Below are 25,171 nucleotides of genomic sequence, written 5' to 3' on the forward strand. Positions count from 1 at the left end.
CTTGACTTTTAATTGATTACACCAATTGAATGGGACATTTCATACGAATATTGGCTACCCCTAGCTACCCTATTCTTCATCTGTATTTTAGCGATAATAGGGCATTTCGGCCTGCTGAAAGAGCTTGCTACGGGTGCGTCGAGCCAGATCGACGGTGAACACAGTCCGTTCGCCCAGACCCGTATTGTCCACGTTGGTGAAAATTAAAAGCGCGCCATTAGGCGAAAAACGAGGGTCAATGTCATTGGTTCCTGCCTGTTTACTGTTTTGGCTCTGATTGTTAGTCGTAGCAATCGTCGACACGTCCGTCGTGTCGCCCGTTGCCAGATTCAGCAGAAACAGGCGGCTGTCGAGTTGACGACCTGCCATGTTCTGAAATCCACTCACGTCGTAGGTAAAGGCGATGCTGGTACCACTTACCGAAAAAACCGGGTTCCCCACCCGGCCCAGCTGGCTGCTGTAGATCAGGCTACTACCGCCATCGGTGGCCGAAAAAAGCATCAGGTTGCTGTCGTACAAACTGGTACCTGTGGTGCGGGCTACAATCAGGTTGCCCTGGGCCGTCCAGTCACAACCGGCGAAAACCCGGCCTGGGGGTGCCTGAGCCATCACTCGTAAGCCCGTTCCGTCCAGATTGACAATCATCAATCGGTTATTGTTCGGGTAAAGCAACTGGCTTCCATCGGGCGACCAGCTAAAGGAGAGATCCGTCGGGGAGAGTCCTGCCAGCGGAACGCTTGTCACCCGACGCAGATCACTCCCATTCGGATTCATCACATAGAGTTGAAGGTCGGTGTCTACATTGGATATAAACGCAATGAGCTGCCGATTCGGACTGGCAACAGGACGCCAGTTGCTACCTTCGCTGGTGAGTTGAGCGAAGCTTCCCGTTCCATCGGCGGCAAAAATCTGGTAGTAGCCATTGACCCGGCGGGCAAACAAATAGCTGTAATCGGGATAAGCGGCTGTGTGAAACGACCATACGGGACCATTGACAGTCGCGATGCCGTCGCTGGCAATCACCTGCCACAAATAGGAGGTGTTATACGCCAGGTCAGTCACCACTAAACTATCCACTGTCAAGCCTGTATACGAACGGGTAGGCGTAGTGCTTCCACCCGAAAATAACAATACCGAGTAGGTCAGCGTATCCCGGTTAGGGTCAGTCGCCTGCCAGCTCAGCGTTAGCGATGTCGGTTGATCGAGACTATTGATGGCCGGTGAAACCACCGTCGGAATCGTGGGTGGGCGATTCTGGGTCTTATCATCGGTGAGCAGGATCGTTACTGCTGGCGAGGTACTGGCGTTGGTCTCGATGGTGGCTACTTCTGTGCCGTAGCCTGTTTTGGAGGCCTGTAGTGTATACTTGCCCGCAATGACGCTATCGAAATGGAATATGCCCGCCGAATCGGTCGCCACAATCCGGCTGGAGGGTGTCAGTTTGACCGATGCATTACGAATCGGGCTTCGGTCCTGGCTGTACAGTACCTGGCCCCGCACCTGGGTCAGCACGACCGGATCTACGTAAGTGTCCTCGTTACAGCTCCACAATCCCGTTACCAGTAGAGCCAGCATCAACCCATAAAATAAGTAGTTCTTCACAATTCAATAAAATAAATGGGGTAAACCCAACTAAAACAACTCATCAAGGCTTGGGCGGAGTAGCTGAAGGGGCATCGGTTGGCGTAGGTACATTCCCCGCCGAGGGGATCGTCAGCGACCTTACCTTGGGTCGACGCAAGCGGCCCAGGTTCACAACCAACCCCAGGGTTCCGCGCAGGTAATAATCGTTCCGCTGACCCGCTACTTTTCCATCCAGTATATCAGTGAAGGGTTGGTAGTAACCAATGGTCGAACGAACTCCCAGCCGTTGGGTGGCCCGGTATTGCACGCCCACGCCCCCTTGCACCTGTAGGTAGCGGCCCTGCAACGCCCAGGGCATGGCACCCGTGTTTCCCACTACACCTGCCCCCAGAAAGAGCATAGGCCCCCACCGTTCGAATGGTCTGGGCATAACGACCAGATTCCCGGTCAATGCGCTGACTCGGGTGGCAAAGGCCCCTTCGCTGGCCAGCATACCGGTTGCTCCCGATACCTCAATACCCAATGTCGGCGTTAGCCAGCCCGTCACCGACAGACCATAGCCCATTTTTGGGGAGTGACGGGCGTAATCACCATAATACTGCCAGACGCTACCCGTGGGCTGGATCGACACGCGGGCAGCGTCATGCACCGGCCGGATGCCGTATACATCGGTTTCCCGCATAACTGTAGTTTCCTGTTCATACGCATCGACTACCGCTTTCATCTCCGCCACCGATTTGTCGGCCGGGAACCACAGCCCATCCCGTACGCCTTCCACAATGAGTCCCTGTACGGCCTTCTCGATGGCCTCGGTCACCACCAATTGACCCGGCTCGGTCGTTGTCAGTCCTGTCTCCGTTTCCAGCAGCCGTTTAAACGTTACGTAGCGGAACAGGCTGGCATTGACAGTCTGGGTCAGCAGTGTCTTGGAAGTATAGATGGTTTTCAGAATCTTTCCCGACTTAGTAGCTACCGCCCGGAGGTAGACCGTTACCCGATCCTGCCGGTATTGGGTGGAGCCCCCTGCCCCAAAATACTGAAGGCCACCCCCGCCAGTAATGATATTAGCATCATACGAAACGACTCCTCCCTCCAGAATAATGCCCGCAAAAAGCAAGGGCGGAAGGTTCTCGCCTTCCTTGAACTGGGCCACACTGGAACGAACGATCTTGCGTTCGTTGAGTAGATTGCTGACGTTTTCACGCTCGATGGTAACAAACCAGCTGCTTTCTTCAAGGGCTTTAAGCAGGATGTTGGTTGTGCCCTGGGTAACGGCTGTCGAGAAGCCTGAACCCGACTCGGTGAGTTTGTACTGGCCCGTCAGGTCGCGGAATTTATAGACAGCGGCTACAATTTTTTCCTTGGCGGGAGGCAGTCGGCGCAGGTCGGCGGTGAGGGGCGTTTCTTCTCCCTGCCTAGCACGCTGGCTGCGGGTGGGTTGATAAAAAAACGTTTGACAGCCTGCCAGGCAGAGAGTCAATACCGAAAAAGTAAAAAAACGAAAATGCAAGAGCATGGGTAAGTTAGGGCAGAATCAAAAACGTGACGCTTAATAATAAGGAACAGTGATGGTGGTTTCGCCCCCTTTGCCATCAACCAGACGCAGCACTACCCCGTCGGTCCCGTTTTTGATTTCGACCTGATAGTCTCCGAAGGTATAGGTACCTTCTTTGAGGCTACCTTCGCCGAACTGCTTGCTGATGAGGCTGCTGGCAATCCGGTTGAGTAGCTGATTTTGCAGGCTCTGTGCATATGCATCAAGCGTGCTGGTAGTGCTGGTTGCCTTTTTGGTGGTGTTTGGATCAACGTTGCGATCCTGGGCCTGGGCTGAACTCAGCATCCAGGAATAATTGAAGGTATTTCCCCCAAAGTTAGGGTTGGTGGGGTGATAGACGAATCCCTGACCCCTAGCGCAAAGCCCCGACAGACAGCCGATACAAACAAGAATAAGTACTTTCATGATGAATGATGAAAGGGATAGAGTTCCACAACTACATTAGTAAATTCCAGTACCCTGCTGATCATCGCTGCTGAGTTGCTGTTGTACATCTTTGTAGTTGAGGATGTACTGGCTGAGGGTTTCGGCAGCATTTCGGGCGTAGGTCTCAATGATCTCCTGCCGGAGCGGGACGTAGTTTTGCCAGATTAACTGATCGTTGAGTGTAATCGAGAGCAGGGCTGTACCAATACCCGCAGCCGGTAGCTCGTCGATGGTGACAACAAAGGCTGTAATCTCGCTCCCATCAACTCCCGGTCTGGCACGGGCCAGGGTATCGGTTTTGCTGGTGGCAGCCAGTGGTAGCAGGGACGGGATGGGGTTTTTGGGTTGCCCGGCGTATTCACGAAAAAAAATATCATAGAAATCACGGCCAATCTTGGAACGGGAGTTGTCCAGTAGCAGCGTTTCGGAGTCTTCATCGGCGGTGGCCGTTTCGAGTAATACGCCTTCGTCGGGATTCTCCTCGGTCTGAACTTCCTGCGCCTGAACACCGAATGCCGATACTAGCAGGAGCAACAACAGGATACGTGATATGGTTGACATACTTTTAACGACCGAATACTTTACCCTGTTGAATTACTGCCGAAGCCCCCCCTGACTGCTCGATGTACAGACCCGCAATGCCCTTGTTAAAGGAATCTGCGGTCGAATTATCCACCGTGAGCGTGTTGGCACCGGCTTTTTGGCTGATGCCAATCCGGGTGTTGCTCTGCTGCAAGCCAATCCAGGCGATCGTATCGCTCCCATCCTGACGAATCGAGATCTGATTATCGTTGCCCCCCAGTACCAGATGCAACTGATTGTCGTTCCCATGTTGTTGCAACAGCACGTTATTACTAGTACCCAACAGAGTCGCCGTGACCAGATTTTGGCTGTCGGTTTGGTTTAGCATGAGCCGATTCGTTTGTCCGCCGGGCAAGCTAAGGTCGGCTTGGTTATGACTACCTGTCTGAGCCAGACCGATCGTGTTGTCACTGCTGGTCTGGGCAGTACCTGCCCAGTAAGCATCCAGAGGGGTATTTGTTATGGTCGGTATCATGGTCGGCTGGGCCTGGCTGGTAACGACTAGCAGGCTCAGCACCACTGGCAGTAATCGCTGCTTTCGACGGGTAAGTTTGTTTAGCCAGCGAACCAGTCGGGTCACGGCATACGGAATTTTTATAGGCTTCATGGCGATAGATGGTTTTAGCCTTTCTCACAAAATAACCCTGACCGCGCTTTGGCTAAAACGCGGTCAGGGTACTCTGCCGAAAGGCCAGTTCTTAATGGACTGGACCGTTGATCTGGGTAACGGTCGCTAGGTTGTTCGTACCATTCTGACTGATGGTGGCGGTGTTGCCCCCCAAACCGGTGTTCTGGATCGTTTGGCTCAAGACCAGCGTATTGCCCACGCCCTCCTGACTTAGATAGCCCTGATTCACAAAGGAGGTACCCACCGGAGAGACCTGTGTGACCGTCATTTGGTTACCCGATCCGTTTTGCACCGCATAGCTGTCCACCGACAGGCCGTTTGAGACACTGGCAAAGCCAGGGCCGCCCACTACGTTATTATCCCCCGTCTGGGAAACCGTGGCCGTATTGCTGCCAGTACCTGTCTGACTCACCCCCGCCAGGTTGTTAGATCCTTCCTGAGAAATCACGGCCAGGTTTAGTGTACCCCCTATCTGGTCGATCTGGGCCAGGTTGTCACTGCCAGTCGCCGTTGTGTTCTGGTTGATAGTCGCCGAGCTGGAACTGGCTCCCGATACCTGATAGACGAAGGCCGCGTCATTGCTGGAAGTCGTAGTAGCGGCTCCCTGCTGGACAGAAGCGGTATTGGCTGTAGCCTCCTGTTGCACAATCCGGGCCTGATGATAGGCTCCGGCCGCATCCCCATATTGAAGGATACTGGCCTGGTTGGCGTCACTACTACCAAAGGTTGATCCCTGGTCAATCTGCGCCTGATTACCCAGACCCGATACCTGATGGATGTAAGCCACATTGTTGGTCGACGTATTAATCTGGTTGATGGTTGCCACTCCGCCCTGGCCGGTCTGGATGGCACTGGCTGAGTTGCCCGCGCTGGAGACACCTTCCTGGCTGATGAAGGCCGAATTACCCCCGCTGGTAGTCAGGTTAGTACCATCGCCCTGTAGGACGACGGCGGTATTGCTGGTACTGCTGACCTGCGATACGGTGGCCCCATTGTTATCACTCAACTGTTTGACTTGGGCCTGGTTGAAGCTGGCTGAAGTCTGGTCGATGGTGGCCGTGTTGCTGCTGACGTTAGTGGCCGTTACGCCTTCATCGCCAGTGCCGGCACGCGTGTCGTTACCCTGGAAAATTTCGGCTTTGCTCTGGCTGGCACCGTACTGCGTAATGGTACCGGTGTTGGTCGTACCCTGTTGCCAGATCTCCCCAAAATTCCCTTTGGTAGCAGCCCCATCCTGTGTAATCGTACCGGTGTTCTGAGAGCCGTTCTGCCAGGCATTGGCCCAGTTACCCACGTCGCCCCGATCCTGGAGTGTGCGGCTGTTGCCCCGCTGGGCGGCCCCGCCACTGCCATCCGACTGGCTGATAGTAGCCGAGTTGGAGCCAGGGCCGCTGCCGGTCTGGGTAACGGTCGCCTGGTTATAGTTCGACGTGCCGTTCTGGCTGATGGTGGCCGTGTGACCCGTACCCGACTGGCTAGTGACGCCCGTGTTGAAGGTCTGGTTAGGGGTGGCGATACCGGCCTGACTAATGGTGGAGGTTAGCCCGCTACCGGTTTGGCCAATTGTAGCTGTTTGGCTCAGTCCGCGCTGGTTGACGGTAGCCTGGTTGGGGGCATTGGTTTGGGCAAAGCTAGCCGTAGCAAACAACAGGGCCAAGCCCAGAAGAAGAAACTGTTTCATAATAGGTGCTTATTTGGGGCTGGTTTTGCCCGTTTTTTTAGGTAGTTCGGTGGTAGACGGACTGGTTTGCTGAACATAAATCGAATGGCCAGTCTGCGTGCGATGGATAACGGTTTGGCCTCCGTTCGTTTGGGTCGTTATCACTACGGGAGCCGATTGGGCTGTATCAGCAGGGCTACCCTGCCGGATGGTGGCGACATTGTCGGCCCCTGTCTGAGTGATGTGGGCCTGATGGCTGTTTGTACCTGACTGCTGAATGACGACTACGTTCTGTGCCGAGGCAACGGCCAGTGGGGCCAGCACCAGGGTCGAAGCAATGAATAGACGATGTAGCATCAGTTGTTGGGGTTAACCTGGTTGATGGTAGCCGTGTTGCTGTTACCGATCTGTAAGACGTTGGCGGTACTCGCTCCACCTACCCCTCCCTGGGTGACGGTCAGGATGTTTAAATCACCCAACTGGCGGGCCATATCATCGATAGTCGTGTCCGAATCGATGCCTTTCAGCACATTCCCTTTGCCAGTCTGGGTAGCGGTGGCTTTGTTGCCGACGCCCCCTTGCATCACCTTCGCCACGTGGGCATCGCCTTCCTGGCTAATGGTGGCCGTATTGTCGTCTGAAATAACCCCGGCATTGGTAATGGTCGAAACACCCGTTTCGAAGCCCTGCTGGATGACGGCCGTGTTACCAATGGTGCCCGAACTGCTCTGGTTCTGGGTAATGCTGGCCGTATTGCCGGTGCCCACACTAGTGGTACCCGTCCCCAGATCATAGGCATACGTCTGATAGATGGTAGCTGCATTATTGGTGCCCCCTGCTCCCTGCTGTATCGTAGCGGTGTTATTGCCCGACTCGGTGTCCTGAGCAATGAAGGCCGTTCCGGCCGAACCGGCCTGTTGGATAGTGGCCGTGTTGTAAAAGCTGGTGTTGGTCTGCCAAAGCGTAGCCAGGTTACCGGCCGATGTTTCGGTCTGATTGATGGTGGCGACATTGTTGTTTGCCTGATCTTTCTGGTACAGGGTGGCCTCGTTGTTGAGGCCTAGCTGCTGGATGGTGGCCCCGTTGTCGGTGCTGGCATTGGTCTGGCGTAGGTCGGCCACGTTACCCGAATTTTCCTGAACAATGCTGGCTGCGTTACGCTGGCTGTTGTCGCTTTGGAGGATGGTAGCGGTGTTGTTGGTGGCCGCGCCGTTGATTTCCCCCTGTCCGATGGTGGCCGTATTGCTGGTGGCCCCGTTGGATTGCTCAATAAGGGTGGTGCCAACGCCCGTAGTACCGGCCATCTGATTGCCGACCTGAACCACACTGGCCGAGTTGGCCTGACTCGTACCCAGAGGTCCTCCGTTCTGGCGAATGGTGACGTTGATGTTGTCCGAGCCTGTCTGACTGATGCTGGCCCGGTTACCGGCATCGGCGGCTGATGGCGAACTGCCCGTACCGTATAGACTGTTACCGCCCGATTCGCTAGCCTGTTCGATAGTGGCCTGGTTGCCCGATCCGCCTTTCTGAAGAATCGTAGCGGTGTTGTAGTAGGAACCGTCTATCTGCTGGATAAATGCCTGATTGGCGTTCGCATTGCTGGATACGCCTATCTGAGTGGTGGAGGCCACGTTACCGATATTGACCGAGGAGCCAGAGCCGGTGGTCTGATTGATGGTGGTCTGATTGGCATTTCCCTGCTGGAGGGCGGTTGCCGTCTGGCTGGTACCGGTCTGGCTGACAACGGCGGTATTGGTCTGGGCGATGCTACTGAAGCCGAGGAACAGTAGCAGTGCCGGAAGCAATAGATGTTTCATGGGTACAGAATGGAAGGAGAAAACATACAGAAAAGAAAGATCGGGCACGTGGGTTTGAACAAGGCCCGGCGTGCCCGGAAGTTTATTGGTGAATGAGCTTGACAGTTGTCTGTTGAGTATCGGTCTCCGCCCGCAGGAGGTATGATCCCATGGGTTGCTGGCTCATATCCCAGTCGATGGGTTGCTGCTCCCCGGCCTGGCCGAAAGTCTGTTGATGGATCAGCAAGCCCTGTAGGGAGTAAGCCGATACGCTCAGCCGTTGCCCGGCTGCGCCCGATACGGTTGCCTGTAGTCTGCTGCCCACGATGGGGTTGGGCGCGACTACGACCGAAAGCGGTGTTTCGGGTTCCTGCTCCTGAGCGGCCAGACGGGCCGTACAGCCAGAATTGACTACCACCTCATAGGGACCATACGTGGTTTTTACGCTTCCCACGGTGATAATGCAATAGTACTTGGCGGTTGTCTGAACATTAGTCAACTTTAGAATATTGGTCGGTGAGGGTACCTTTATGAAGTTGACCAAACTAGTTCCGCCCTTATACCAGTCATAGATAGGGTTGCCGCTCACAACAGGCATGGTTAGGCTCAGGTTGGCTCCTTTGCAGACGGTCTGGCTGGCGGGTGGGTATACTACCGGCTGCACTACGGTCAGGCTAAACACGGTGGCCGCACTTACACAGCCTTCGGTGCTGGTCTGAGTAACCGAGAAGCTCTGTACGCCAGCGGTGGCCAGACTGGCGATTGTCTGGGTGCCCGTGGTGTTGACGAAGCGTAAGGTACCAGTACCGGTGGCAAAATCACTGAGGTTCACCGAGGTGTTGCTTACCGTCAGGCTGCGGCTGGCGCTGGTTAAGCCAGGGGCCTCGGGCAGAGCAATGGCCGTTACGCTAATCGTACCAGTGTATTTCACACCCGCTACATTGACGGTGACGGTGAAGGACTTGACACCTGCCGTGGAGAAAGTTACGGTTGGGCTGGCCGTGGTGTTTCCGGTATAGGAGACACCCGCCGGGCCTTCCCACAGATAGGTTTTGGTGGCGGCTCCCAGCGAACTGACATCGACCGACAGGCTGGTCGTACCACTCACGCAGACCTGAGTTTTGCTGGCCGAAGCCGACACCGTTTTGGGGACTTCTATGATGGTCAGACTCAAGGGTATAGTAGGGCTGACACAGCCACTAGCGTTGATTTGGCTGACCAGAAAGTTCTGGATACCAGCCTGGGCAATGCTGGCCACCGGCGGGTTGATGAGCGTGCCACCAGACGTCGTAAACTTAAGCGTGTTGCCATCATCGGCGGTGGCAAAGCTGGCCAATGATACGGGCGTGGCGCTGGTAGTCAGCGAACGGCTGGCGGTGGTCAAAGCAGGGGCAGCGAGCGTAGTGGACGTGACTGTCGTAGTGGCACTAGCTGAACAGCCATTGGCGTTGGTTACCGTAACGGTGTAGCTACCCGCTGGAGCTGTGATGGTGGGTGTGGTGGCTCCCGTACTCCACCGATAACTGCTCCCGCCTGACGCCGTGAGTTGGGTACTCTGTTCCGCACACACCGTCGCATTGCTGACAATGGTGGCCGTAGGCAGCGGTACGGAGCTAACCGTTTGGGTGGCCTGAGCTGAGCAGCCTGCAGCATTTATCGCCGTGACCGTGTAGGTCCCTGCTGATACCGATATGCTTGAGGTAGTCTCTCCCGTGCTCCACAGGTAAGTTTCTCCTCCCGAAGCGCTCAACGTTGTGGGTTGGGTGCCACAGGCCGTTAACTGACCCGCCAGCACCGGAATCGGCAGGTTGCTCAGCATACCGCAACCTTGCGTAATAGTGGGAATGATACTTTTGACCACGTTGCCGTTACCCCAGCCTGAACAGGGTAAATTGGTACTGGTTCCAGACACCTTGCTATACACCGTTGTGCCATTTGCCAACTCCCACTGGCTGCCATTCCAGCGAATCCGTACTTGAATTTTTCCATCAACGGGCCCTAACCAGGCAGGAGCACCGTTGGTGGTGCCATCAGGCACATAGGTACCATTGTAGGTACTTACTGGAGTCGACACCACCAAGTTACGTGGCACATAAGCCACACAGGAAGCCCCCTGTTGCAAACTCACTGTTGTGGAGGCTACACTGGAACAGCTACCGCTTGTGCCTGTTACCGAATACGTACCAGCGCTAACCACCAGGCTGGTAGTACTTGCTCCGGTTGACCAAAGGTAAGTATCAGCTCCACTGGCTGTCAGCGTTGTACGCTGACCCGACGTAATAGTCAGGGATGGATTGGCCGTGATGCTCGCTATCGGTAGGGCCATCGCCGTGACAATGGCGGTGGCCATCGCCTTGATGGGACAGCCATTGGTGGTTACCGTAACGGTGTAGCTACCCGCCGGGGCTGTAATGGCGGACGTGGTGGCCCCTGTGCTCCAGAGATAATTATCTCCTCCTGAAGCAGTCATCGTCGTACTTTGTCCTGGGCACACCGTCGCATTGCTGACAATGGTGGCAGTGGGCAGTGGCACGGAGGTAACGGTTTTGGTGGCTTGGGCTGAGCAGCCTGCAGCATTTATCGCCGTAACCGTGTAGGTTCCTGCTGACACCGAGATGCTTGAGCTAGTCTCCCCCGTACTCCACAGGTAAGTCTCTCCTCCCGAAGCACTCAGCGTTGTGGGTTGGGTACCACAGGCTGTTAGCTGACCCGTTAGCACCGGAATCGGCAGGTTACTCAGCATACCACAACCTTGGGTAATCGTCGGAATCTTGGTTCTGGAGGAAACCACGTTACCGGTGGCGGTCCAGCCTGTACAGGGTAGATTGTTGCCTTTACCAGGCACGCTACTATGCACAGTTGAGCCGTCTACCAGTTCCCACTGGGTACCATTCCAGCGAATCCGTACTTGAAATTTTCCACCAACGGGACCTGTCCAGGCAGGAGCACCGTTGTAGCTACCGTCGGGCACGTAGGTGCCGCTATAGCCACCACTGCTACCTCCTTCTAATACGGTGACCGCCAGATTACGTGGCACATAAGCCACACAGGAAGCCCCCTGTTGCAAACTCACTGTTGTGGAGGCTACACTGGAACAGCTACCGCTTGTGCCTGTTACCGAATACGTACCAGCGCTAACCACCAGGCTGGTAGTACTTGCTCCGGTTGACCAAAGGTAAGTATCGGCCCCACTGGCCGTCAGGGTTGTACTCTGGCCCGGCGTAATAGTCAGGGATGGATTGGCCGTGATGCTCACCACCGGTAAGGCCATCGCCGTGACAACGGTGGTGGCCACTGCCTTGATAGAACATTCATTGGTGGTTACCGTAACGGTGTAGCTACCCGCCGGGGCTGTAATGGTGGGTGTGGTGGCTCCCGTATTCCAGAGATAATTGTCTCCTCCAGAAGCAGTCATCGTCGCGCTCTGTCCCACACATACGGTTGGATTGCTGACAATGGTGGCCGTGGGCGATGGAACCAAGGTGACCGTTTTGGTGGCCTGAGCTGAACAGCCCGCAGCATTTATCGCCGTGACCGTGTAAGTTCCTGCTGATACCGATATGCTCGAGGTAGTCTCTCCCGTACTCCACAGGTAAGTCTCTCCTCCCGAAGCACTCAGCGTTGTGGGCTGGGTGCCACAGGCTGTTAGCTGACCGGCTATAGCCGGAACCGGAATGTTGCTCAGTACACCACAACCCTGAGTGATCGTGGGAATTATACTTCTGGAGGAGACCACGTTACCGCTGGCGTTCCAGCCTGAACAGGGTAAATTGTTGCCGCTACCGGACACGGTACTATGCACAGTTGAGCCGTCTACCAGTTCCCACTGGCTGCCATTCCAGCGAATCCGTACTTGAAATTTTCCCCCAACGGGCCCTAACCAAGCAGGAGCACCGTTGTAGCTACCGTCGGGCGCGTAGGTGCCGCTGTAGGTACTTACGGAAGTCGACACCACCAGGTTACGGGGCACATAAGCCACACAGGAGGCTCCCTGTTGCAGACTCACCGTTGTGGAGGCTACACTGGAACAGCTACCGCTTGTGCCTGTAACCGAATACGTACCAGTACTAACCACCAGGCTGGCAGTACTTGCTCCGGTCGACCAAAGGTAAGTATCAGCCCCACTGGCTGTCAATGTGGCACTCTGACCTGACGCAATTGTCAGGGATGGATTGGCCGTGATGCTCACCACCGGTAGGGCCGTCTCCGTAACAATGGCGGTGGCCGTAGCTGAACAGTTTTCCGATCTAACCAGTACTGAATAGGTACCTGCTGGGGCAGTGATGCTGGCTGTAGTGGCACCTGTATTCCAAAGATAACTGGTGCCACCCGATGCAGTCAACTGCGTGCTTTGTCCAGCGCAAACGGTCAACGTACCGGCAATACTGGTGGCTGGGGTATTGACCGTTATACTCAACCCGCTGCTAATGGCGATAGTAGAAGTAACACAGGAGGCATTGCTGGTCAGGACACAGCTAATCACATCGCTGTTGACAAGACCCGCATCGGTATAGGTTGTACTGTTGCCGCCTACAGTGACCCCATTTTTCTGCCACGCATAGGACGGGCTTGTGCCGCCGTTGGTAGGCGTGGCGGTAAAAGTCACCGATGTTCCGGCACAAATCGGCTGGGTTCCCACGGTACTGGTGATCGAAACCGAGGGCGTCACCGAGGGCGTAATCACCAGCGTAGCGTTACCGCTCATGGTGGCTACGCAATTATCATTGGTAGCTTCTACAATATACGTACCCGGTTCCGTCTGCAAACCGAAGCTCAATGCTGAACCCGTGCCTGCAACCGGACTGCCCACATTGGTGCTGCCTAGTTTGAGTTGGTAGGTAACGCCCGTCTGGGAGTTAGCCAGCCCAATAGGCAAGCCCGAAGAACCGCTGCAAAGGGTTCCCCCACCCGTAACGGCATAAACTATCGGAGTTACACAGCTGACACTGGTAACGGCCACCACCACACTGGTCGTAGCCGAACAACTGCCAGTTGTGGCCGTTACAGAATACGTTCCGGCTGCACTAGTTGAAATGGTGGCTGTTGTCGCTCCTGTTGACCAGCGATAACTATTTGCCCCCAACGCTGTCAGCGTTGTGCTCTGTCCTGATTGAATCATCAGGGATGGATTGGCGGCTATGTTCACCGTAGGTAGTGGTGAAGCCGTCACGGTTGCTGTGGTCGTAGCCGAACAGCCAGTTGATGTAGCCGTTACCGAGTAAGTCCCAGCCGAAGCGGTAATGCCAGCGGTGGTTTCTCCCGTACTCCAGAGATAGCTGGTACCACCCGAAGCCGTTAGTACGGTTGACTGCCCGGCACAGATGGTTAAGTTGCCGCTTATACTGGCAATAGGTAGGGCATTGACTGTAAAAGCTACGGTGCTGCTGACAGGTGTCGTATTCGTACCCGTCACCGTTACGGTGAACGTCTTTACGCCTGAGGTAGTACCAGTTGCGGTGACTGAACTGGTGTTGGTGGCCGACAGCGTCACTCCAGCCGGAGCCGACCAGCTATAGGTATACGGGGCCACCCCACCCGATGGCGTAACAGACAGCGTGGATGAGCCACCCATACAAATCGAACTAGCCGTAGCAGCCGTTGTTAGGGTTACGGGCGTTACGGTCAGGGTGGTACTGGCCGTGGCCGTACAGTTGTAGCTGCCCGTGCCCGTCACCGAATACGTGCCTGATGTGACCGGATTGATACTAGCCGTAGTGCCCCCCGTGTTCCAGACATAAGTGCTCGCACCAGATGCCGTTAGGGTAGTGCTCTGGCCCGAAGCAACTGTCAAACTCGGCGTGGCAGTGATACTCACACTGGTGGTGCAGGGCACCGAACAAAACGATACGCCACCATTGCTATTACCTGCATAAATGACATTATTTAGTACAAACAGCCCCCCAGTGTAGTTGCCCCCTAATCCATTGCTGGTTGTGTAGTTAGTGAAACTGCTGCCCCCATTGGTGGAAATGCTAAGCCCTCCCTCCGTGGCGGCATACACCGTGTTGCCAATGGCAAATACGCGCCGGACGCCGTTGCTACCTAGGCCATTGCTCGTGGTTTTGGTCGTAAAGCTGACACCGCCATTAGTCGAGATACTTAAGCCCCCGCCGTCGGTACCGGCATAAATCGTACTTCCATCCACATACACCCCCAGCATAATAGCTCCCCCCAGTCCGTTGGCGGTGGTTTTATTGACAAATGTGTTGCCTCCATCGGTCGAGATGCTAAGCCCATTGGTAGTACCTGCATACACGGTGCTCCCCACGACATACACGGTACGAATAGTGTTGCTGCCTAAGCCATTGGCGGTCGTTTTATTGACAAATGTGTTGCCCCCATCGGTCGAGATGCTTAATCCGCCGGTGGTGCCTACATAAACGGTGTTGCCCACCACGTACAACCCAATAGTGGTGTTGCTGCCTAGTCCATTGGCGGTCGTTTTGTTGGTATAGCTGAGGCCACCGTTGGTCGATACGGCCAGCCCGCCGTTGGTGGCCGCATAGACCTTACTGCCCACAGCCATCACATTCTCCACTGTGGTTTCGGCCATGCCGCTATTATAGTTGGTAAAGCTGGCCCCACCGTTGGTGGAAATACTGACGCCCCCGCCACTGGGCGAGTTGTACTGAGCAGCATAAATGGTGGTGCTGGTAGGCCCGGCTACAGCGTAAATGCCTGATGTAGAGCCAGACCCTAAACCATTGGCTGTCGTTTTGGTCGTATAGCTGTTACAGACAGGGCCGTTCTGAGCATAGAGCAGCGAATGCGAACCAATGCCGGGCACTAGCAATAGCCCAAGCAGGATAAGTAACAGCCTGGCCGCTTGCCGGCCCCTTGCCGGAGTGCGGTATAAGCCATTGAGGCCACCATCGTATAGCGGCCAGCACGTAGACGAGTTTTGAGTAAGTAAGCGAATGGTAGGTAGTATTTCGGGCATGTTTTATGGAAATTGATTAAGTAGTGAAATTCAGGCATATAGCGGGTACAAAGACCGAAAAAAGCATTTTCGTGAACCGGCGATTTTCGTTACTGAACCGGTGATTTCCGGCCGTTAAATCTGAACGAATGATGCGAAAAGAGTCTGCCAGACAAGAGAATGATTTCACTTATGCCACAGACTCAGCCATCCCATCAGGCTTAACCGGGTGCAAGGTTAATTCCTGCTTTACCTGGCTCAACCGACGCCGGGCAATGGGTAGCTCTGCCCAATTGGTCATGATCAACTGGCTGTTATCACGCAGCCGGAGAGCCAGCTTAACCTGCTGAGCATGCTGGGGATTAATCAGGGCCTGTTTATGAATCCGAATGAAGGAAGGCCAGCGTGCTTCATACCATTTCAGGGTATGCGACATGAGAACCACCTGGCCATTGGTCGGGTGGATACGGGTATAGTTGATGTCACCAGTCAGATACAGGATTTGAGCGAGCTGGGCTCGGAAATGAGCCCCTTTGCGGGGTTGGTAAGATTTACGTTTTCGCTTCATCGGCCATAAAGTGGTTACGGTGGAGAGGCTCATAGGCAAGGAGGAGGTGGCTACGAGCCTTATGTCTAAAGCCCGCTTATAATCCTTGCATAGACATTATTAGCCGGGTTTAGATCGTAGGTCTTGCTGGCATCGTTGCTGACATTGACGGTGATGTTCGAAGTCGAACCCGAACTCGCACTGGTCCGCACGATCCGCACCCCCACCACCGATTGGGCGTGAGCCCCAATGCTGTGGCCTGCCTTGATGGTTAAGCTCAACTGACGCCCCTCCTGCCCCAGACTACTCTGCCAGTCTCCATTATTGACCGGGGTCTGACTGCCCCCCGACACACTCAGGGAAGTAGCTCCCGTATCGAAAGCCAGCGTGTAGCCCACCGGAGCAGTGAGGGTCAGGACGATGTTGCCTGCTGAGGTGGGCATTCCCCCCACTTCGAAGACACTCATGATGAAGTCTTTGTAGGCCCCGCTCGTGTTTGGGAACTGGGCATCGGGTAGCGTCACGGTAGCCGTCAGATCGGGTCCTGTGGGACTACTCGTCACACTGATGGAGGCTGAGGCTGTGGCTGAGCAGCCACCCGTAACCCCCGTTACGGAGTAGGAACCCGTTACCGATGCCGAAATGCTGGCGGTGGTTTCGCCCGTGCTCCACAGGAAGGCGTCGGCTCCGCTGGCGGTGAGCGTTGCCGACTGCCCTGTGGCTATGGTGAGGCTGGGAGTTGGGGTAATTGTAAGGCTGGGTGGGGTGCAAACCGTGAAGCTATTGGTGTAGTAGGTATCGAGTACGCCACAGGCGGGGTATAAGCTGGCCTGGATAACATCGCCTGGCGCAAGACCGGTGGTCGAGTAAGTTGCCGAGGCCGCTGTTCCAGAAGAGGTAGCGCTTGTAATCGTATTCTTGTTTAGGTACCAGTTGTAGGTATTGAGGTCGTTATTTCGACTTGTTGGCAGGTTTTGTGAGGTAGCCGTAAAACTGACGGGGGTAGCGGGCTGGATGAGATTGCCCATACTGGATGTAAGATTCAGAGAAAATGGAGTGGGTGGCGTACCATTTATAATGGTTAGTTCTACAACCGTGCCGTTGCTGTTGGCAAACGAAATGGAATAGCTGCCAGGCATACTAATGGAAAAAGCCTGGTTTTGGGCAAAAACGTATTGGATTGGCCCAACTTTCTGACAGGTTTTAGACACATCGACAGTGTCTCCACTTGAATTTATGCTGGCAGTATAGTATCGTTGGCTTACATTGCTTGCCAAAACCGTGGCAACTCCGGGCAAATTGGGGGTTGTAAAGGTAGCGCTGGATGGGCTTTTACACTGTAGGCTTGGCGCGGTTCCTACACTATAAATAACTTCCCCCGTAACAAAGGTGGTCGAATGGGTGCCGTTTACATGGTAAAAACGATAAGGTGGTACTCCGTTGCCCACCCAGTCAGCCTTGCAGGGGCGTATTTCGGTACTAATGGTCTGGGCCTTGCCTGGCTGTGCGGCCAACCCCAGCAGGCTTGCCGCAATGGCTCCTATAAGTAACCCCAGTATAAAGTGCTTTGGCGAAAGAAAAATAATAGTTTGCATAGTTGTATCAATCGTTCAGTAAGATTTTAAGAACGTCTGTTTTGAGGAGGTCTGTTGAGGTGTTTACGTCTGTATGGTTAAACAAGCCAGATGGTCTGGTGCCGAAGCTCCAGAAGGTTAAGCCACAGACTCAGCCACCCCCTCAGGCTTAAACTGGTGCAGGCTGAATTCCTGCTTTACCAGGCTCAACCGACGCCGGGCAATGGGTAGCTCTGCCCCATTGGTCATGATCAACTGGCTAGTATCGCGCGGCTGAGGAGCCAGCTTAATGTGCTGAGCATATTGGGAATTGATTAGAACCCGTTTGTGAATCCGAATGAACGAGGGCCAGCGTGATTCGTACCACTTCAGGGTACGCGACATGAGGATAATCTCGCCGTTAACCAGGTGGATACGGCTATAGTTGATGTCGCCGATCAGATACAGGATTTGAGCGAGCTGGGTTCGGATATGAGCGCCTTTCCGGATGTGGAAGGATTTACGTTTTCGCTTCATCGGTCATAAAGTGGTTACGGTGGTGGGCTTACAGGCCCGATATAATGCGGGCATAGACCTTGTTGTTTACAGAAAGAAGTTGACAAACAACTAGTAGGGAGTATTACCCAAAGCGACTAGAATAGACACAGATAGCTGGCTAGAAACAGGAAGTTTAGCTCAACAAAGGACGGTATTCTGGCACATCCGATCCTGCCAATCGATAGTCTGATCCTGCCAATCGATAGTCCGATTCTGCCATCGATAGCCCAATGCTGACGTTTTTGCCAGTGTTTGATTGATTTGTCGGTTTAGGCTACATAATTTGCGTCTGGTCAGCAATACTGACCAGACGCAAATACCTCTTGTTACCGTAACTGATGAAATCTATCCACCCTGTTCATGCCGGTTTACTGCTGTGGCTTTTGCTTGTCTGTTATAACCTGTATGGGCAGACTCACTCAACAGAGCTTCCTTACCTTGTGAGTGCCCAGCATCTGACGTTTGGAAAGGCGACTACAGCCCTGGGGCAGGATCAGCAGGGGTTCATCTGGCTGGGTACACTGGAGAACGCGTATCGATTCGATGGACGCCAGTTCGACGCTTTGCCAGAACCAGACAAGTCGGCCAGTAACCAGGCGTTCAATCCCCTTACCAATTACATTTATCCCGATTGGGCTGGTAATCTTTGGCTCACGGGAGGCATGGGCGAGGAGCAACGTAAAATATGGATTGTGCGCCCGGGCGAAACGCGTGCGCTGACGTTCAGCCAGGCCTTTAATCGGCCCGACCCTTTTCAGAACGACCCGATTCTGAGGTTTGCCCAAACCGATAATCAACCCTTTCGTTATCTGCTCACAGCAGGTGGCAGGCTTGTTCGGCACCTGGGGGAGGGCCGCTTTCGTACCATCGGTCGATGGCACTCCTCTAAGGTTCCGACCGCTTTGTTGGGCACGTTGGAAACCACAGAGGGTACACTCCTGCTGTCGGTTCAAACGGGCAAAACGCCCTTTAGCAGTACGCTGCTCGAAATAGACTCGCTTGGACATATAGTGAATCGGCAGGAATTTCCGCACCCACTGGCTCCCATTGCGCGCAATGCCCAGGGCACTTTGTACCTGCAAAAAGTAACCCGTTACACCAATTTTAAAGACCTGCCTCACCTAGCTACGCACCAGCTTGAGGGGTTCCTTTTTCAACTTTCGCCAACGGGTGTGCTGGCCCCCTTGTCGGTTCAGTTTGCCCGCAATCCACTTGCCGATCAGAGCGAAAACGCGCTTATGCATCTGGTAGCTCGTTATGATGCCCAACGGAACCTATTCTGGATTAGTGGTATTCGGACCTGTTTCGCCTGGCACCCTCGCCTGGGCGTTATCTTCGACCTGCTGGCAACCAACGTACCTACGGCTAGTATGCAGCAGTATAGACGGTCACTGATTGATCGAACAGGGGCTGTCTGGTTCGCTACTGACGATGGGGTAGTACTGCTTACCCTCGAACCCAATCAGTTCAAACGTTACCTCTATCAACCTGATCAGAAGCCAACCGTTACCCGCAATTCGATTCGGGGCATGGTGCAACTGGGCAATCGGTTGTGGGTAAACACTACTGAAAGTTACTGGCTCGATCTGGCTACTGGAAAGGGGGTTCCTGTATTGTCGGATACTGATCCGGCCTATAAAGCCTTACACTACCTGTATCCGGCCATTGCCGATCAACGGGGAACGATCTGGTCCATCCTCTATAACCTGATAAACATTACGCCATCGACGAATCAGGTGGTTTCGTATCGGCTTCAGCCCGACCTGTCGTACAACCAGGGAATGGCCCTCTGGCACGACGGGCGGCAGCATATCTGGATTGGCTACGATCGGGGTCTGTCGATTTTCGATGTGGTCAAAAAGCAGAATCGCCCCTTTACGGACTACAATGGATTTACGGAACTGGCTCAGAATCGGGTTAATGGGTTTTTCCCCGATGCCCGGGTTGGCGGAATCTGGGTAGCGGCTACATCCGGGTTGTATCTGCTGGATACACTACGGGGCATTACGGCCCGCTATAGCACCCGCGACAAGGCCCCATCCAATGACGGTTCGGCTTCCGAAACCGCTCCTGCACTGCCATTCGACCATATCACATACATCCATCCTGATTCAGACAATCAGTCGGTTTATTGGCTGGCAACTCGTGGCGGTGGATTGATTCGCTGGAACCGGGCTACTGGGCAGTACCAGCAGTTTACGGAGAAGCAGGGGCTCTCCAATAATACGATCTACTGTATTTATGAAGATCGTCACCAGCGGCTGTGGCTACCCAGCGACTACGGGTTAATGGCGTTTCACCGCAAAACTCACCAGATTCAGATTTTTCACACCATCAATGGGATCGCTGATAAAGAGTTTAACCTGACTGCCCATTACCGTGCCCCAGACGGATGCCTGTTTCTGGGAGGCTTGAACGGCATTACGGCCTTCTATCCCGATCAGATAGGAGTAAACAAGCCCAATCTGGTTCCTCTACTATTGACTCAGTACCGTAAACTGGAGCCGGACACCGGAGAAATGGTTGACTGGCTGACCGACTACCAGCGCCAGCAACGGGTACATTTGACAACCGATGACAAATGGATGTCCTTGTCGTTTGCCTTACTGGACTACCGCTACCTGGGTAAAACCCGCTTGTGGTATCGAATTACGGGCTGGCAGGACCGATGGGTGATGCAAAACGAACTGGAGTTACGGCTAAACCACTTGCCTCCTGGTGATTATGGACTGGAATTACGGGCACAAACAACCAATGGTGACTGGATTTCGCCAGTGCTCACGATTCCCATCCACGTTGATAGGCCCATTTATCTGCATACCTGGTTTTTGCTGCTTTGTGCACTGCTGCTAGTCGGCGTTATCGGGACTGTTTTTCGCTGGCGGAACCGGCAGCTGGTGCGTGATAAACTCCTGCTGGAGGCCGAAGTGGCTCGTCGGACCGCTCAGATCGAGGAAGATAAAGCGACCATTGAACGAGATAAAACCATTATTGAACAGCAGGCCGCCGACCTGCAAGCCAATGTCACGCTTAAATCCCGGTTCTTTGCCAATGTCTCGCATGAACTACGTACCCCATTGACATTGATGCTGGGCCCTCTTCAATACCTGACCCATCGTGTTGTTGATGAGTCAGCTCAGTCGTTGCTAGGAGTTATGGAACGCAATACCAAACAGTTGCTCACGCTGGTTAATGATCTGCTTGACCTGACCCGCCTGGATAACCAGCAGGCCCAATTGAGAGAGCAACCCGCTGATCTGACCCAGCTTATTCACAAAAAAGCTGATAACTTCAGTACCCAGGCTCGGTACCTGGGCATCTATCTGTATGTAGTCGGGGCGGATGATCCTGTCTGGATGATGCTGGATACCCAAAAAATGGAAACAGTGTTGCGAAATCTGCTGGCTAACGCTCTACGTTATACGTCGACCGGAGGGTCTATTCAGGTTCAGTTGGCCCAGACTGAGACGCTGGTCGAGATTAAGGTGACGGACACAGGCGCGGGCATTCATCCGGATGACATCCCCCACATTTTTGAACGATACTTCCAGTCTAAACAAACCGATAAGCCCCTTCATGGTGGCACCGGTATTGGTCTGGCCCTGTGTCAGGAGTACTGCCAGTTGTGGGGAGGCAGCATTCAAGTCAACAGCGAGCTGGGTAAGGGCAGTACCTTTACAATTACGTATCCCATACGGCCCATCACTCTGCCTGTCTCTCTGAACAAGCCCGTCGCCAAGCAGGCGATTCCTCCAGTAACAAGCTTGCCTGCCTTGTTTCGGTCCGATGAGACCGACGAAGTGAGTCACTCTTCGAGGGGTAAATCCATACTCATTGTGGAGGATCATGTCGATATGCTGCTATACATCCAGATGCTGCTGTCGCCCCATTACGAATTATTGATTGCCCGTAATGGCCGACAGGCCCTCGATCTGCTGCATCAACTGAGTACCGACCATCTTCCCGATCTGATTGTTTCGGATATTATGATGCCCGAAATCGATGGTATGGCACTGGTGAATGCACTGCGTGAACATGCGACGTTCGCTCATGTGCCAATCATACTGCTGACGGCTCGTGTAGATCTGGAAACCCGATTACAGGCACTCCGGCTGGGCATTGCCGATTATTTGACCAAGCCGTTCAACGAAATGGAACTGCTGGTACGGATTCAGCAATTGCTGCAAAGGGCCGATGAACAGGCTCGTTTTCGGCAACAACTATCCGAAGAGACTGGCTTTGTGAAAGAACCTGCTCTATCTCAGGATGCAGAATGGATTGACGCGCTCCAGCAGCTTATTCGGCAGCATCTGACAAACCCTAATTTAACCATTCATTTTTTAGCCGAAGCCAACTCGATGAGCGAACGTCAGTTGTATCGTCGGATGGGTGTGCTGACAGGTCTTTCACCTAATCAGTTCATTCAGGAAGTTCGGCTTCAGGTAGCGCATGAACTTCTAGAAAAACAGCCCGAAACCCTGATCAAATCAGTAGGGTATCAGGTCGGCTATCAGAACACATCGTACTTTATTCGCATCTATCGGGAACGTTTTGGTGTCAGTCCGGGAGAACGTTCGCGAGCAGCAGCCAACGTGACCGTAAAGTAGTGCTAGCAGGTGTAGATAGCGAATGGTAGCGGGATCGTACTGGTGACGCCCCCGCCTAAACCGAGCCGTTTTTTGTCATTTCTCTTGGGTCGAAAAAAACGGCTCAATTCGGAGGTTTGCGAGAGCCATACGCATTAAGCTGCTCGCTCAAATCTGCCAACGAATGTTGACGGATCAATGCGCTGGGGCATCGGCGTCCTGGAGGACTGATGAAGTTCTTTCCCAAAATGAAGACAGGCCAACTTTTTCCGTATCAATGATAATCGACGACGAGCGATCAACAGCTTGGCACTATCCGCCATCACCACATAAATAGCCTCCCTAAGTGTACTTGACAAAATAAATGAGCGGGCATAGTTGGGGTTGATCAGGGTCTGCTTGTGAATCCGAATGAAGGAGGGCCAGCGCCCCTCATACCATTTCAGCGTACGCGACATGAGGATAACCTCACCGTTAACCAGGTGGATACGGCTATAGTTGATGTCGCCGATCAGATACAGGATTTGAGCGAGCTGGGTTCGGATATGAGCGCCTTTCCGGATGTGGAAGGATTTACGTTTTCGCTTCATCGGTCATAAAGTGGTTACGGTGGTGAGCTTACAGGCCCGATATAATGCGGGCATAGACGTTGTTGTTTACAGAAAAAAGTTGACAAACAACTAGTAGGGAGTATTACCCAAAGCGACTAGAATAGACGCAGATAGCTGGCTAGAAACAGGAGGTTTAGCTGAACAAAGGACGGTATTCTGGCACATCCGATCCTGCCAAACGATAGTCTGATCCTGCCAATCGATAGTCCGATTCTGCCATCGAGAGCCCAATGCTGACGTTTTTGCCAGTGTTTGATTGATTTGTCGGTTTAGGCTACATAATTTGCGTCTGGTCAGTATTGCTGACCAGACGCAAATACCTCTTGTTACCGTAACTGATGAAATCTATCCACCCTGTTCATGCCGGTTTGCTGCTGTGGCTTCTGGGGTTTATGCTTGAGTGTTATAGCCTGTATAGGCAGATCCGCTCAACAGAGCTTCGAACCCTTTTGTGGGCCGCTAACCCTGATTTCTATCCAAGTCTAGGCAAGTAAAACAGAGTGGTACTGACCGCGACGGCGGATCGTTCGGCCCATAGGGCGTGAACCTGGCCGGAGCGGTTCTGGTTTTTCCAACGGTAAATTAGATTTTCTGAAACGCCTAACGCCTTTGAAACATAGGCGGCTGTCTGGCCGCTGGCCAACATTTTGACGACTGCTCCGGCAGCCCGGTTCACTTTTGAAATCAGCGTCATATTTACGCCGAGTTTTGGGTTTGCCCGGTTGCAGCCTGAACTTGCTAAGTTAAGCAAGTTCAGGCTGCCGATTAATTAGACCATCTCAGTCGACTATTTTAAAAAGCTTTAGCGCAATATTGAGTGGATATTCACTTCTTAATTCGGCAAATAGCTCACTTCCTGCGTTGTTTTCTCTGCCGTCTGAAATCGTCGTTTGAAATAGGTATAAGAAGCAACTACCAGCATGCTGTACAGACCTGCCATGATGTAGGCACCGTATATAAAAAACTCGCGGTAGCTGATGTTGGCATGCCCGAAGTTCTTATACAAAAGTACCGAAACGCTGCCTAGATAACCGTACCAATCGGCCAGCGTTACAATGAAACCAACCGTGCTGACGTACCGGAAGGAAGCAATCAATCGCTCGAAATACAGGCCATTGCAGGGTACATAGGCCATGTATAAGCCTAAGCCCGTCAGCAAAAACCAGTTTCCTGCCGAGAGCGTATCTGTCGAGTAGGCATACGTACTTAAGCCAACCATGGCCCCACCCGCCAGCATCAGCCCATTGAGCAGGGTAAACGCGCGAAAATTATCAGTTATTCGCTGGAGGAGTGCCATGACAATCAGGATACCTACGGCTACCATCGTTTCGGTCTTGGCGAAAATAGCGGGGTTTTCAACACCTGCGTCTTTCAGGATTTCAGGACCGAAATTGTCCCGAAAATCACGGAAGGCGGATAGCAATACGTAAGACAAAATCAGCAGAATCAGACCGGGTCGGAAGCTCTTTACAAACGCATGGCGTTCGTCGGCATCCATTGGTTTACGTTCAGTACGCAGGGCGCGGTCCTCGCTGCTTGGTGGTGGTAGCAGGGTCATGGCGTAGATCGACACCAGCATGGGCAGTATAAATAAACTTCCCGTTACAAACGGTAACCAGAACTCCGATACACCCCATTCGCTCTTGATTGTCAGGGCAACCGTTTTTACAAAACCCGATGCGAAAATGAACGACGCCGTTAGCCCAGCCACGAGTGCATCGGTCTGACGACGCCCTTCCAGAAAACCCAGCATGGTTCCGTAAATGAGGCCGAGGGGTAAACCATTCAGAAAGAGAAAAACGATGTTATACGGAGCCGGAACCAACGCAAAACCTAGTAAGGCTGAGAGGGCTACGGCTACATAGAAGAGAATATTGATGGCCCGACGTCCTGGCGACATCTCCGAAACAACCTTCACACCAATCCCTTTCGACACGGCATACCCAAATACCTGTGCTGTAACTAGCCAGATTTTATAGCTGATTCCCGCAAAGAACATACCCTCGAAGGTTGTGGCCGTAATGCCTCTTCGGAAAGCGTACATGCAGGCATACGTGCAAAAGGCGGCTGTGGCCCCGAAAATAACAAAGGCGGTTGGATTGCGCAGAAAAGCGGGAGAACGCATACGTTTTAGAGTGCTGAAGAAGTCGATTTTACAAGAGAAAA

The 25,171-nt window shown here is 53.6% G+C and carries 16 protein-coding genes; 2 read left to right on the forward strand and 14 right to left on the reverse strand.

Annotation, left to right across the window (positions count from 1 at the left end):
- Nucleotides 1-87: 87 nt before the first annotated feature.
- The 12 genes from ACYVGR_RS16480 to ACYVGR_RS16535 all read right to left on the reverse strand — a co-directional run bounded on the left by ACYVGR_RS16480 (nucleotide 88) and on the right by ACYVGR_RS16535 (nucleotide 17,787).
- A complete protein-coding gene (locus ACYVGR_RS16480) occupies nucleotides 88-1,602 on the reverse strand; it encodes a carboxypeptidase regulatory-like domain-containing protein (RefSeq protein ID WP_460958571.1) in 1,515 nt (504 codons plus the stop codon).
- A gap of 43 nt (nucleotides 1,603-1,645) precedes the next feature.
- A complete protein-coding gene (locus ACYVGR_RS16485) occupies nucleotides 1,646-3,100 on the reverse strand; it encodes a CsgG/HfaB family protein (RefSeq protein ID WP_460958573.1) in 1,455 nt (484 codons plus the stop codon).
- A gap of 33 nt (nucleotides 3,101-3,133) precedes the next feature.
- Nucleotides 3,134-3,544, reverse strand: a complete 411-nt coding sequence (locus tag ACYVGR_RS16490; RefSeq protein ID WP_460958575.1) for a curli production assembly/transport component CsgF — start codon at nucleotides 3,542-3,544, stop codon at nucleotides 3,134-3,136.
- 36 nt (nucleotides 3,545-3,580) lie between these two features.
- On the reverse strand, nucleotides 3,581-4,126 hold the full coding sequence (locus ACYVGR_RS16495; RefSeq protein ID WP_460958577.1) for a CsgE family curli-type amyloid fiber assembly protein: 546 nt from the start codon (nucleotides 4,124-4,126) through the stop codon (nucleotides 3,581-3,583).
- A 4-nt stretch (nucleotides 4,127-4,130) separates the two neighbouring features.
- Nucleotides 4,131-4,754, reverse strand: a complete 624-nt coding sequence (locus ACYVGR_RS16500; protein ID WP_460958579.1) for a hypothetical protein — start codon at nucleotides 4,752-4,754, stop codon at nucleotides 4,131-4,133.
- A gap of 91 nt (nucleotides 4,755-4,845) precedes the next feature.
- Nucleotides 4,846-6,456 carry a beta strand repeat-containing protein gene (locus ACYVGR_RS16505; RefSeq protein ID WP_460958581.1) on the reverse strand — a complete coding sequence of 537 codons (1,611 nt, stop codon included), beginning with the start codon at nucleotides 6,454-6,456 and terminating at the stop codon, nucleotides 4,846-4,848.
- A 9-nt stretch (nucleotides 6,457-6,465) separates the two neighbouring features.
- Nucleotides 6,466-6,792: a hypothetical protein gene (locus ACYVGR_RS16510; RefSeq protein ID WP_460958583.1), complete on the reverse strand. Its 327-nt coding sequence runs from the start codon at nucleotides 6,790-6,792 to the stop codon at nucleotides 6,466-6,468.
- Nucleotides 6,792-8,252, reverse strand: coding sequence for a beta strand repeat-containing protein (locus tag ACYVGR_RS16515; RefSeq protein WP_460958585.1), 1,461 nt, complete (start codon nucleotides 8,250-8,252; stop codon nucleotides 6,792-6,794). Before ACYVGR_RS16515 ends, ACYVGR_RS16510 begins: the two co-directional genes overlap by 1 nt.
- A gap of 82 nt (nucleotides 8,253-8,334) precedes the next feature.
- Entirely contained in the window at nucleotides 8,335-15,171 is a 6,837-nt protein-coding gene (locus ACYVGR_RS16520) for a hypothetical protein (RefSeq protein WP_460958587.1), read from the reverse strand.
- A 169-nt stretch (nucleotides 15,172-15,340) separates the two neighbouring features.
- Nucleotides 15,341-15,751 (reverse strand): LytR/AlgR family response regulator transcription factor, encoded by a 411-nt coding sequence (locus tag ACYVGR_RS16525; protein ID WP_460958589.1) that lies wholly within the window; start codon nucleotides 15,749-15,751, stop codon nucleotides 15,341-15,343.
- Between the two features lie 32 nt (nucleotides 15,752-15,783).
- On the reverse strand, nucleotides 15,784-17,292 hold the full coding sequence (locus ACYVGR_RS16530; RefSeq protein ID WP_460958591.1) for a hypothetical protein: 1,509 nt from the start codon (nucleotides 17,290-17,292) through the stop codon (nucleotides 15,784-15,786).
- Nucleotides 17,293-17,409: 117 nt separating this feature from the next.
- Nucleotides 17,410-17,787, reverse strand: coding sequence for a LytR/AlgR family response regulator transcription factor (locus ACYVGR_RS16535; protein ID WP_460958593.1), 378 nt, complete (start codon nucleotides 17,785-17,787; stop codon nucleotides 17,410-17,412).
- Between the two features lie 359 nt (nucleotides 17,788-18,146).
- Here ACYVGR_RS16535 and ACYVGR_RS16540 point away from each other — a divergent pair, with 359 nt between their 5' ends.
- A complete protein-coding gene (locus ACYVGR_RS16540; protein WP_460958595.1) occupies nucleotides 18,147-22,415 on the forward strand; it encodes an ATP-binding protein in 4,269 nt (1,422 codons plus the stop codon).
- A 134-nt stretch (nucleotides 22,416-22,549) separates the two neighbouring features.
- Here the strand turns inward: ACYVGR_RS16540 and ACYVGR_RS16545 are convergent, their stop codons facing one another.
- Nucleotides 22,550-22,984 (reverse strand): LytTR family transcriptional regulator DNA-binding domain-containing protein, encoded by a 435-nt coding sequence (locus tag ACYVGR_RS16545; protein ID WP_460958597.1) that lies wholly within the window; start codon nucleotides 22,982-22,984, stop codon nucleotides 22,550-22,552.
- 359 nt (nucleotides 22,985-23,343) lie between these two features.
- Between ACYVGR_RS16545 and ACYVGR_RS16550 the strand changes: the two genes are divergently transcribed.
- Complete coding sequence (locus ACYVGR_RS16550; RefSeq protein WP_460958599.1) at nucleotides 23,344-23,499, forward strand: hypothetical protein; 156 nt, start codon at nucleotides 23,344-23,346, stop codon at nucleotides 23,497-23,499.
- 338 nt (nucleotides 23,500-23,837) lie between these two features.
- On the opposite strand, the gene ACYVGR_RS16555 is transcribed toward ACYVGR_RS16550, so the two are convergent.
- The gene (locus ACYVGR_RS16555) at nucleotides 23,838-25,130 is read right to left on the reverse strand and encodes a DUF5690 family protein (RefSeq protein WP_460958601.1); all 1,293 of its coding nucleotides are present in this window, start codon (nucleotides 25,128-25,130) and stop codon (nucleotides 23,838-23,840) included.
- Nucleotides 25,131-25,171: the final 41 nt, after the last annotated feature.

This window comes from Spirosoma litoris, assembly GCF_054776755.1.